Below are 3,658 nucleotides of genomic sequence, written 5' to 3'. Positions count from 1 at the left end.
TTATCAGTTGCAGTAAAAGTGACACCTGCAGTTATTCTATGGGGATAAACACCAAGATTTACGGTACTGACACCTGCATAGTTATCAGCATCTTTTTTGACATAGGAATAACCAATTTCAGTTCTAATGTTTCCTGTTTTATAAAACAGTTGGCTCTCAATACCAAATACATTTATTACATTATCTGAATTTATGAACCCTCCGGTTTCGGTAGGTTCAATAAAATTTGTTGCTATATTTTTGTAGGCAACAATATTTGCTAATAAATTACTCGTAAACGATTGATTAATTCCAACCTCAAAAGTATTCATGCGTGCCGGATCAAGTTCATTTACCACATTTTTTGCTGATGAAGCACCGAGTTCAAAAATATTAGGTTCCCGGAAAGCTTGTCCAAAAAGAAATCGTATCGAAGTTTTTTTAAATGGTGTGTAAACCAGCCCGCTGCGAAAGGTAAGAATGGATTTATAGATATTATGATAATCAAATCGTCCGCCTAGTGTGACATATAATTTGTCAAATAGTGTTTTTTGCAATTGTAAAAACAGTGAATTTTTGTATTGTCTAAAAAATGGTTTGCGCATTCTATTTTCGATAGCGCGTGTTTCATCAAAACTAGGATTTAATTTATCTGTTGAAAGAGATAAACCTAATAAATCAAACATATCAAAAGTATACCCACCGATAATAGATAAGGTTTGACTTGGAACATAATCTAATTGAATACTTCCTTTATATCGTTTGGAACCTGAACTCGATTGCTGTGAGTAGGCCATCATAAAATTGTCTTTGATTTCTTGATCCGTAAGGGGTAATTCCGGATTATGCCCATTTTTTACAAGAGTGTCGTATATCGCATTGTCGAAAGTGTAGTTTACGCCCCAAAATCTTTCTTTATAAAATTGAAGTTCTGCATTAATTTTAAGTTTGGCGCTAATTTTTTTTTCTATACCGGCATAATACAAGGCTAATTGACGGAAATCACTTTGATTAATATAATCTAACGAGATGTTTTCTAGCCCTTTACTACCTTTAAGCTCATAACCCTCTATTCCTAGATATAGACCTTTGTAAGAAATTTTAGCAGCATATGGAAGAGACCAGCTGTTTTGCTTAAATTCTTGGTTTATGGGAAACGCTTTAGAAGGAACTCCTTGTCTGAAATTTACGGTATCTTTTACAAAATCTTTATAATCCCAAAGATTGCTACGGAAATATCTAAAGCTCCCACTAATACGAAAATCATTTATATTTTTTCCAAAAACGATGCTTTGTGCTTGAGTTCCTTGTGTTCCAAATTCAGTACGATACTGTATTTCATTATAATCGGAGGAATCATTTTTTGTGATGATATTAATAACACCAACCAAAGCATTTGCACCATAAAGTGCCGAAGCGGGACCTTGTAGGATTTCAACCTGTTTTATATTATGCGTTGCAAATTGTGTTGAAATAAATGTTTCGGAAGCAAATAAATTTTGCATTTCCCGTCCATTTACCAACAATAGCGTTTGCGAAAAATTACTTAAAAAACCACGTTGTCCGCCAAAAGTAAAATGGTCAGTTCTTATAGCTACGACACCTGGAACGTTTTCCAATAAATTTGTTAAATCAGTGTAGCCGTTTTCAATAATATCTTTTTCAGTAACAACATAAATAGTTGCAGGTGCGATTTTTTGATTTTCTGGCTTTTTAGAAGCAGTTACAACTTCAACATTCATTAGTTCTTCGAGCGTGAGTTCAAAAAAATCAACGCTGGCAATCAGAATTATATTTAAGTTAGTTATATCTTTTTTGATTTCAACTACTTGCACTTTGAAATTTTCTTTTGTAAATTCAAGTGTTGCTGCAACTTCCGGTACTTCAATTGAGTACCGTCCTTCCTCATCTGTAAAAGTTTTCAGGGCTGTATTTTTCACACTAATTTCTACACTTTCAATAGGTCTGTTTGTTTCGTCTGTTATTACGCCAGTTACTATTTGTTGTGCAAAAACTATATTTACTGTGAGAACCAATATAATAAATAAAGATTTTTTCATAATTTCTTTTTTTATTACTAATTGATAATGTGTTGGTGAAAAAAATGTCTATTCAGGTAGGACTAAGAAATTTTAATCAATTCCATAAAATATTTTTTTTCTGTTTCCTTTTTAATAACCACTGGCGCTATTTTTTGAATTCAACTACCTTGAAAAATGGTTTTATCGTAATTGCAATTTTGTTTTGATAGCATGCCGATAAAATGTGTAAGAATGAAGTTAGTCTTGTTAAGTAGCACATTCTTGTTGATTTCGGCAACTGCTTTTTCATTAAAGAAAACCAAAAATAATTTAGTGCAACAGCATGTATTTTTGTAGTACTGTAACTAAAGCTTTTGGTTGGTTACCAATATTTAAATTTTTCTATTCGTGTTCCTGCTCTTATTGATAGAAGTGTCGTACTATTTTTTTATCGAATTTATTTTACAAGTCCGAATCATCAAAAGTTAGGTGCTATCTTACTGTATTAAACTTACCACCAAATCCATTTTTTTAAAGAAAAAACGAGCGGACTTTCATTCCAGTTTTTTTATGGGTTTTGCTGGTGTAAGCTTTTTTGCGTTTTGGCATATTAAAGTTAGTGATTATTTGTCTTGCATCGCCTTTTTTCTGGTAAAATAGATGAAAAATCAGTAAAAAAAATGATATTTCGATTAAAAACGAAGTGTAGAGTTTCAAAATTGAAAACACGGACGTCATAGCGATTTGATTTAAAACACAAAAAGGAATTCTTGATTAAGAGTATTTAACAAAATGTAGTTTCAGTGTGAAATTTAACAAAAATCAAAAAAAATATCAATAAGTTTGTGTATACGTCTAAACCATTATATAAAATGAAAAAACAGATTAACAAACAATTTCTTTTTGTGATTCCTGCAATATTTGGACTCACGGTAAGTCAGGCTCAGAATGTTCCTGCTCAAACGAATCCAGGAATTGATATTTCGAATATGGATAAAAAAATCAAATCAAACGATGATTTTTTCCGATTCGTAAACGGCGCTTGGCTTGATAAAACGGAGATTCCAAGTGACAGAACTTCATGGGGGAGTTTTAATGAATTGCTAAAAAAAACAGATAAGGATGCGTTGGCAATCTTGAAGGAAGCTTCAAAAAATCCGATGTACAAATCAAATACGGATCAAGGGAAAGCCATAAATCTTTTCAAATCGGTTTTGGATACCGTGGCAAGAGATAAAAAAGGAATTGAACCGTTAAAAAAATATTTAGCTAAAATTGATGCGGTAAAAAATATTCAAGATCTGCAAAAATTATTGGTTGAAATGGAACCAGTCGGTGGGATTGGCTTTTTTGGAGTAGGAGTTGGTGCCGATGAAAAAAACAGTAAAAAAAATTCTGTAAGCCTGGGAGTAGGCAGATTAGGCTTGCCGGATAAAGATTATTATTCTTCAGAGGATAAGGATTCTAAGGAAAAAAGAGATAAATACGTACTTCACGTAGAGAGAATGCTGCAGTTTATTGGCGAAAGCCCTGCAAAAGCGAAGGAAAGCGCGATTAAAATTTTGGCTATAGAAACAGCAATGTCTAAGCCAAGACTGGATAGAGTAGAACGTAGAGATGACAGATTGCAATACAATCCTATGACTATCGCCGATTTA

1 protein-coding gene and 1 pseudogene are annotated in these 3,658 nt (G+C 32.7%); one reads left to right on the top strand and one right to left on the bottom strand.

Features of this window, described 5'->3' with window-relative positions:
* Positions 1–2,039, bottom strand: a 2,039-nt coding sequence (locus ACH2BP_RS09775; protein ID WP_395059388.1) for a TonB-dependent receptor domain-containing protein, incomplete at its 3' end; no start/stop codon positions are given.
* A gap of 833 nt (positions 2,040–2,872) precedes the next feature.
* Between ACH2BP_RS09775 and ACH2BP_RS09770 the strand changes: the two are divergent.
* Positions 2,873–3,658: pseudogene (locus ACH2BP_RS09770) on the top strand (M13 family peptidase); the annotation flags it as partial.

The sequence above is a fragment of the Flavobacterium sp. genome (genome assembly GCF_043756175.1).
Taxonomy (GTDB): Bacteria; Bacteroidota; Bacteroidia; order Flavobacteriales; family Flavobacteriaceae; genus Flavobacterium.
Note: the sequence above shows the minus strand (reverse complement) of the source record. Positions and strands in the feature narration are given on the sequence as shown.